The sequence below is a fragment of the Stenotrophomonas sp. P5_B8 genome, from assembly GCF_054049855.1.
In genome coordinates, this window is record NZ_JBFULO010000170.1 from 1 (window position 1) to 7,823 (window position 7,823).

Below are 7,823 nucleotides of genomic sequence, written 5' to 3' on the forward strand. Positions count from 1 at the left end.
GTTCAGCGTCGTGCTGCTGTGGGACCTGCTGGTCGCTACGGTGATCGGGCACCCGGCGGTGCTGCGCCGGTTCGCGCGCGCACTGCCGTGGCTGGAGCGGACGACCGGCGTGGTCCTGATCGCCCTGTCGGTGTCGATCCTGGTGTCGCTGGGATGGCCATGGCTGGCGCACCCGCGCTGACCCTGCGTGCAGAAAGGCCCGGCAGATGCCGGGCCTTTCCTGGGGTTACGTCATGGCCTCGATCACAGGAACCGGTAATCGAACTCCAGCCACAGCTGGCGACCGTACGGATCGTAGTTGCCCACCGGGTAGAACGGCCAGCCGCCGCCGTTCCTGTCTGCCGGTGGACGGCTGTCGCGCAGGTTGTTGACGATCAGGCCGACGCTCGCGTTGTCGCTGAGCTTGCGGTACACGCTGGCGTTGTAGGTCATGTAGGGCGCGATGCGACCACTGCCGTCGGTCTTGGGCAGCGAGCCGTAGCGGATGCCGTACAGGGTGGCGGTCCAGTCGTTGATCGCCCAGGTCACGCTGCCGTTGACCTTGCTGCGMCACTGGTAGGAATCCAGCGAATTGCGCTGGTCGGTCGCCTCGTCCTCGGCGAACTGGCGGTATTCGTGATCGATCACCAGCGAGTAGGCCAGGCGCGCGGAGAACTGGCCGTATCGGCCGGCATCCCAGCGCGTGTTCGCCTTCAGGTCGATGCCGCGCACCGACTCGGACGCGGCGTTGATCGGGTTGATCAACACGCGCACCACCTGGTTGGGCTGCACCGCGGCGTCGGCCGGGTTGCGGATCACCCGCGACAGCGCGTCCTGGCACTGTGCCGAGTTGATGTCGCGCGCTTCCCCGCCCACGGTCTGGCCAAGCCGGCAATCGGCTTCGTCGCGCAGGATCCGCGAGGAATCCAGATTGGTCACTTCCTGGTCGATGCGGATGTCGTAGTAATCGGCGGTGAAGTCGACATTCGGCGAGGGCGACCACACAAACCCCGCGCCGTAGGACTTGGCCGTCTCCGGCTGCAGCTGCGGATTGGCACCGCTGGTGTAGTCGATGGACAGGCCGCTGTAGTCGCAGTCGTCATAGGCCTGGCCGGCACTGCGGCAGCGCCAGTAGTCGGTCATGCCCGGGTTGTAACCGCGGGTTTCGCTGGCGAAGACATAGTTCATGTCCGGCGCACGGAAACTGGTCGCCGCGCTCGCGCGCAGCAGCAGGGTGTCGAACGGTCGGAACTCCAGGCCGGTACTCCAGGTAGCCTTGCCGATGTGGTCGCCGGCCGCGCGGTACTGGTCGTAACGACCGGCCACGGTAGCGGTCAGGCGCTCCAGCAGCGGCAACTGCAGTTCCACGCCGGCCGCATAGCGGTCACGCTCGCCGCCGGCCGGGATGCCGGCGCTGGTGTTCCAGAACTCGCCAGTGGCCAGGCGCGGGTCCGGCCGGTTGTTGTAACCCTGGCTGCCTGCTTCCAGCACCGCCGCCAGCGCGGCACGTCCGCCGGGCAGGTCGAACAGCTGGCCATTGACGCTGAAGGTGGCCGCCTGCAGCCACGCGGCGTTGCGGCTTTCCTGGGTGGTGGACAAATCGTCGTATTCGTTCGGGGTCAACGGCTGGTACAGCCGCGCCGGGTCCGGGGCATACACGTCCACGCCGCTGCGGGTGCCCAGCTTCGGCCCGAGCAGGTAGTCGTTGATGCCGGCCAGCAGCACCGGGCGGCGCGTGCGGTTTTCGTAACGCGAACGGCTGTAGGCCGCTTCGTAGTCCCAGTCCGAGCCGCCCAGGCTGCCGCGTGCGCCCACGTTGAACGACCATGAGGTTTCCAGGAACCGGTTGGCATTGCGCTGCACGCCACCGATTTCTTCCGGCGCGAAACGCCGATACCAGCTTTCCAGCTGGCCGCTGTTCTGGTTGTAGAAATAGTTGCGCGAGGAGGTCCAGCTGGGCGCGCGGGTGTTGTTGTAGATGCGCGCAGTGCCGATGGCCACGTCGGCGAACAGCTCCTGGCGGTCGTCGAGGTGCCAGGTCAGCGCGCTGTAGGCATCGATGTTGCGCTTCTCGGTCTGCACGGTCCAGAAGGTGGCCGCGGCCTCGTTGCTGCCGCAGTACGCGCCCTGCCGCGGGTTCTGCGCGCGGAACACGCTGCCGCCATACAACCCGGCACTGGCATCGCAGCCCGCCAGGCCGGGATCGATGTAGGTGCCGGTGCTGGCGTTGCGACGGTAGGCCACCGCCGTGGCCAGCGGCGTCACGCCGCGCGGATCGTCGGTGAGCGAGTCCATGAAGTCGCGCTGCGAGCCGTAGATCGCCTTGCGGTTGGCGATCTCCAGGCCGAAGATCGCGTCCCACTGGTCGGTCGAGCTGCCGCCGACCACCTGCAGGCGCTGGTTGTCGCCGCCGCCCTGCTCGGTGGTGCCGGCCTTGACGTTGATGCCCACACCTTCGTAGGACTTCTTCAGGATGATGTTGACCACGCCGGCAATCRCATCCGAGCCGTACACCGCCGACGCACCGCCGGTGAGCACCTCGATGCGGTCGATCAGCGCGCTGGGGATGTTGGCCAGGTTGACCACGTTGACCGAGCCTTCGTAGGCCAGCGGGTAGTCGGACTGCCGGCGGCCGTTGACCAGCACCAGCGTGCGGTTGGGGCCAAGGCCGCGCAGGTTGATGGTGTTGGCGGCCGGGGTGAAGGTGTTGCCGAAATCCTCACCCTGCACGCTGCCGGTGTTTTCGGTCAGTGCGCTCAGCGCCTCGAAGGCACTGCGGTAGCCCTGCGCCTCGATCTGCTCCTGGGTGATCACGGTGACCGGCGACGGCCCTTCCACGCTGGCGCGCGGAATGCGCGAGCCGGTGATCTTCACCGCTTCCAGTTCAGTGGGGGCGGCGCCGTCGGCGGCAAGCGCCAGCGGACTGATTCCGAGCAGGGGCAACAGGGACACGACCAGGGGGCGCAGGCGCAACGGACGACGGAGCAGAGACATGCAGGTTCCAGATTGGGAGAGTCGCTCCGGTGCGGGCAAGCCATTGCCGCAGGGGGTCCGGAGGGCGGGCCAGTCTGCTGAATGGGGACCTGCCCGGGAAATGACCGCCCGGGATATGCATATAACGAAAACGGCGGCCCTGCGGCCGCCGTCTCTTTCTKCACCACGTTGCTGCGGCAATCAGGCCTTGGCAGCGCTCTGCAGGCTCTGGCGCTGGACCAGCGCATTGAAGCGGGCCAGCGAACTCAGGTGGTGGTGGACCAGGGCAAGGTAGCCGTTGCGGTGCCAGGCCAGCACCACGTCGTCGGGCAACTTGGCCAGCTTTTCCACGTCGACCACGTGGAAACCGTTGACCGACATCTGCTCACCGGTGTTCAGGGTGACATCGATGCTGCGCTCGATCAGCAGGTCCTGCGCCTTGATGGCGGCCGAGAACTGGCGGGTCAGCTCGTGCTCACGGGTGAAATCACCGCAGAAGCGCATGGCGCTGTCGACCAGTTCGGTCGCCTTGCCGTCGGCGAACAGCGGCTCGCCTTCTTCGCTGGTGCCCTGGTTGACGTGCTCGGCATCGGCATCGATGGCCAGCATGTAGTCGCCTTCCGGCTCTGCCTGCATGAACACGAACGGATAGCGGCGCACATAGGCCGGTGCGTAGGTGTCTTCGGCCCACTTGTCGCCGTCGATGAACAGGTTGTTGCGGGCCAGGCCCACGGCCACGATCGGGGCGGCATCGCTGCCGGTGAACAGGATCGGGAAGTGCTGTGCGGCCAGGCCGAACTCACCGACCACCGCCGGAATGGCGTTGGTTTCGGCCGCGAAGGCCACGGTGCCCTGCTTCAGGCGCCAGTTGGCGTGCTTGTCCGATTGCAGCGGCAGCGGCTGGCGGTAGAACAGCGGGCCGGAAGCCTGTGCCGGCGGAGTAGTCGTTTCAGCAGTCATGGAATAGGTCAGGTACGACGCGCCAGACAGCCCGGGCGCGAAAGCGGGCACCGCATTGATTGGCCACTATAACGTGGCTGCATGACGATATGCGCCCTGCCGAAAGCCATGCCAGCGTGCGCGGCCCTACAGTTCGGTGAACTCCTCGCACCCGGGCAATGGCGTATCCGGCACATACGCTCCGCCAACGAAGCGGAAGGTCCGTTGGTAGGAGCAGGTCGGATCGGTCTGGATCCGCAGGTCGCGCTTGCGCAGCGGCCCCTTGGTCGAGGCATCCTGGAACCGTGAAGCGCCCGCCGGAAACCGGGTGGCGGTGGTCCGGTAGCGCAGCACGGGCATGCCCTGCCCGGCCGGATCCAGGGTCAGCGTCATGCTGAAGCTGTACTCGTCGTGGCAGGCGCCGGCGCGACGCGCTTCATCGGCCTGGCCGAAGCAGGCGCGGATCATCGCATGGCCGTCAGCCGGCACCATCAGCACGTCCGGGTCGATCTGGATACCGTCCTGCTGGTGGTAGAGCCGGCTCAGCCGCAGCTTCCCAGCATCCGACCCGCCGCCGGAATAGCCGGCACTGGCCTCGCTCACCACGCCGACCAGCACATTCTCCAACGCGGCCTGCTGCGGGTCCGAGGGCACCTGGGGAGCACCGATCCGGGGTGCCATGCGCACGATGAAGGGCCATGGCCGCTCACTCGCCCGGGCGTCCGGATCCGGCATCGGAATGTAGCGAAGCCTCGGTTCGGTTTCGCCAGCGGGACGATGCTCCACCTCCAGCTGCGCCGCCGACGGATCGCCGTCGCGCCGCGTACGCACGCACCATTGCCGGTCCTCCGTGCAGAAACGCGGCGAGGCAGTGCCATCATCGCTACCCGCGGTGGCGCGGCCAGGCTGTTCGATCAGCGCCTCCAGGCGGTTGCCGGCACGGTCGTGCACGGGCGCGGCGGCGCCGGCGACGTCGGCCAGCAGCAGCAGGCCGAGCGCGGCAGCGGCGCGGTGACGCATCGATTCAAACTTCTCCGGCATGGTTCGCTTCCTGCGCGCCACAAAGCGCCTGTCGACAGAGCGGCGATTCTAGCCCAGCGAAGACGCCGCTCAGCGCACCCCGTCGAGCGGGCCGTCGGCGCCGGTGACCGCAGCACACGCATGGTCCTGCAATTCTTCGCCACTGGCCTCGTTGCCGGTGGCCGGATCGAGGCGGGTCGCCAGCAGCAGGAAGCCGGGCGTGCCATCGCGCTCGCGTGCGCCGCTCACCACCAGCGACCAGTGGCCGAGATCGTGCACGCCGGCCAGCTCATGGGCCAGCAGCTGGATCGGGTCGACGGCAAGCACTTCGCCGCGCACGCGCCGGGCCTGGTAGACGTGGCCGCGCAGCGGTGCGGGCAGGCGCTGCCAGTGCGTGCCGATGCCAGCGTCCATGCGCCGCAGTTGCGCCAGCACGTCGGTGCGCAGGCAGTCGATGTGGATGTGCAGCTGGTGCTGCGAGCGGCCATGCGGCGAATTGAGCGCCAGGCTGGCCACCTCGCGCGGCAGTGGCTGGCCCAGCGCCTGTTCGGTACGCCAGCGTGCCGCCCATGCACTGGCGAAATAGTTGGGCGCATCGGTGTGCAGCAGCGCGGGGCTCTCGATACCACTGACCTTGTCCAGCGGCATCAGCAGGAACTGGTAGCGCCCGTGGGCGTCCTTGAACAGCACATCGCGCCGGCCGGGAGCCGCGTCCACCGCCAGGCAATCACCGCGCGGCGTGCCCGTCCCCACGCAGTCGCGCTGGATCAGGCCCCACAGCGCGTCCGGGTTCGGGGGCGGCTTGGCCGGAGCCACCGGCACGACGGTGGGCTGCGTGGCACAGGCGACCAGCAACAGGCACAGCGACAACAGCATCGGGCGAAGGTTGGACACGGACGGGCACGGACTTGCCCGTTCCGGCATGGCGGGCTCGGCACGCATGGTAACCGAGCCGGCACGCTACGCTTTGGCCGCACGTGGCGGCCGGCGGCGCTCAGTAGGTGCTGAAGGGCACTTCCACTACCAACGCCGGCGCGGCCGCGGCCGCGGCGGGCTGCAGCGTATAGCGGTCCAGCGCACCGTTCTCATCGGCGAAGGGCAGCGACTTGAACTGCAGGCGGTAACGGTCCGCGCCCAGCGTCAGCACGCCGGCGGCGTCCATGCCGGCATCGGCGGGCAGCAGCAGCCCGCCCATGTCGCTGTAAGCGGCTGGATCGTCGCTGTAGACGTGGCCGACCAGGTCGCCCTCGCGCTTCATTTCGTAGATGTGCGGCTCGCCGCGGCGGCGGTTGTATTCCTCACCACCGGTGAGATCGGCGATCCACACCCCGGGCAGGCGATAGCGGGTTTCCAGGGCGATGGCATCCAGACGATCGCTTTCCACCACCAGGCAGCACACCGTGCGCCCGGCTTCGCGGTCCAGGATCGCAAAACGCGCGCCCTTGGTCACCGCCTCCGGCAATACTGCGAAAGGAACGTCGCGCCGTGCGGGATCGGCGCCATTGGCCGAGTGCAGGTTGCGCCAGCCGCCCACCACCGGGCCGGCAGGTTCGGCAGCCGCCGCCGAAGCAGCCAGCAGGCAGGTTCCCAGCAGCATGACCAGCCGGCCCCTGAACATCCCGTCGTACATCGTTTTCTTCCGTCGTTGGCGCGTGCGGCGGCCGGGAGGGCGTCATTGCCGTCCCTGGGCACCTGCTCACTTGGCCGCGACACTATGCGCCAGCGGCCGCAGGCCGGCAATCCTGCCCGGCAACGGGCGTCAGCCGATCACGATGTAGTCGCTGACCAGCGCGATACCCCGGTGCGGGCCGGGCTGCAGTTGCACATGGCGGCCACCGACYTGGTCGATGGCGATGCAGTCGTCCACCTCCAGCAGGGCGTCGGTATGCGGCTTGATCCAGCTGGCATCGCGCAGCGCCTTGGCCTTGGATTTCGCCTCAGCGATGTCGCGGGCGACCAGCAGCTGGTAGTCGTGGGCCTCGCCGAGCGAGCGCGGCACGTAGCCGCCCAGATTGACGAAGAACAGCCGCGGGGCGCCAGGCGCGGGCGCGGCATCGCCGAAGCGGACCTGATGGCCGTCCACGCCGTCCACCGCCAACCAGCCATCCACGTGCAGACCCTTGGCCTGGCCGAACCAGTCCGCGCGCAACTGCGGGTACGCATCCTCCACGCGGTCGACATTGGCGAAGGCCACGTCATGGACTTCGATCCGCGCACGCGCGTGGCGTCCGCCGAGCATGAACACGTGCAGCACTGCGCTCTCCTGGAACCTGTGGAACGGCGCGTAGTGTAGCGCCGCCACCACGCGGCCGCGGCAACGACGGTGGTATCGTCAGCCACTGATCACGCAGGAGCGACCCCCATGACATTCCTTTCGCGCAGCCTCCCACCGAAGGTGCTGGTTCCGGCGCTGGCCATCGTGTCCAGCCTGGCGCTGGCTGCCTGCGTCAGCACGCCCGGCCCGGTGGTCAAGGGCCCTGGACTGTGCAAGGCCGATGGCCTTGCCTGGGCGGTCGGCCAGCCCGCCGATGAGGCCAACATGCGCAAGCTGGCGGCGCAGAGCGGTGCCGGACTGGTGAACCCGATCGGCCCGGAAACCATCACCACCCGCGACCTGCGCCAGGATCGCCTGCGGGTGTTCATCGACAAGAACAACCTGATCACCGCCGTTCGCTGCGAGTGATCGCAACGGCGGGGCCAGCGGATCGCATGTCGGTGTGCAGCCACCCGTGGGCTGGCGCTACCGCCAGTGCGCGTGCCTTGGAGTCTGGCCGATGCCGGGATTGAACGCATTGGTCGGGTCCAGCTGGCGATAGAAGGCCGCCAGCGCCGGCTTGGCCGGATACAGGTGGCCGACATTGTGCTCGGCCGGGTACTCCGCACCGCGCTGGTCCAGCAGCGCCCACATCGCA

At 68.2% G+C, this 7,823-nt stretch carries 8 protein-coding genes and 1 pseudogene; 2 read left to right on the forward strand and 7 right to left on the reverse strand.

The window, feature by feature from the left end:
* Positions 1–181: pseudogene (locus ACXJKH_RS10980) on the forward strand (hypothetical protein); the annotation flags it as partial.
* A 62-nt stretch (positions 182–243) separates the two neighbouring features.
* Here the strand turns inward: ACXJKH_RS10980 and ACXJKH_RS10985 are convergent.
* The 6 genes from ACXJKH_RS10985 to ACXJKH_RS11010 form a co-directional block, all read right to left on the reverse strand.
* Positions 244–2,973 carry a TonB-dependent receptor domain-containing protein gene (locus ACXJKH_RS10985; RefSeq protein WP_457319452.1) on the reverse strand — a complete coding sequence of 910 codons (2,730 nt, stop codon included), beginning with the start codon at positions 2,971–2,973 and terminating at the stop codon, positions 244–246.
* 180 nt (positions 2,974–3,153) lie between these two features.
* Positions 3,154–3,912, reverse strand: a complete 759-nt coding sequence (locus tag ACXJKH_RS10990) for a SapC family protein (protein ID WP_457319453.1) — start codon at positions 3,910–3,912, stop codon at positions 3,154–3,156.
* 126 nt (positions 3,913–4,038) lie between these two features.
* A complete protein-coding gene (locus tag ACXJKH_RS10995) occupies positions 4,039–4,932 on the reverse strand; it encodes a hypothetical protein (protein WP_457319454.1) in 894 nt (297 codons plus the stop codon).
* Positions 4,933–5,001: 69 nt separating this feature from the next.
* Positions 5,002–5,787 (reverse strand): CDP-diacylglycerol diphosphatase, encoded by a 786-nt coding sequence (locus tag ACXJKH_RS11000; protein WP_457319458.1) that lies wholly within the window; start codon positions 5,785–5,787, stop codon positions 5,002–5,004.
* A 118-nt stretch (positions 5,788–5,905) separates the two neighbouring features.
* Entirely contained in the window at positions 5,906–6,508 is a 603-nt protein-coding gene (locus ACXJKH_RS11005; RefSeq protein WP_457319455.1) for a decarboxylase, read from the reverse strand.
* Between the two features lie 162 nt (positions 6,509–6,670).
* Positions 6,671–7,165, reverse strand: coding sequence for a DUF1543 domain-containing protein (locus ACXJKH_RS11010; RefSeq protein ID WP_457319456.1), 495 nt, complete (start codon positions 7,163–7,165; stop codon positions 6,671–6,673).
* Between the two features lie 108 nt (positions 7,166–7,273).
* On the opposite strand from ACXJKH_RS11010, the gene ACXJKH_RS11015 reads away from it, so the two are divergent.
* Positions 7,274–7,594 (forward strand): hypothetical protein, encoded by a 321-nt coding sequence (locus ACXJKH_RS11015; RefSeq protein ID WP_457319457.1) that lies wholly within the window; start codon positions 7,274–7,276, stop codon positions 7,592–7,594.
* A 57-nt stretch (positions 7,595–7,651) separates the two neighbouring features.
* Here ACXJKH_RS11015 and ACXJKH_RS11020 read toward each other — a convergent pair.
* Positions 7,652–7,823 (reverse strand): hypothetical protein (locus tag ACXJKH_RS11020; RefSeq protein WP_457319459.1); only part of this gene is annotated, 172 nt, incomplete at its 5' end.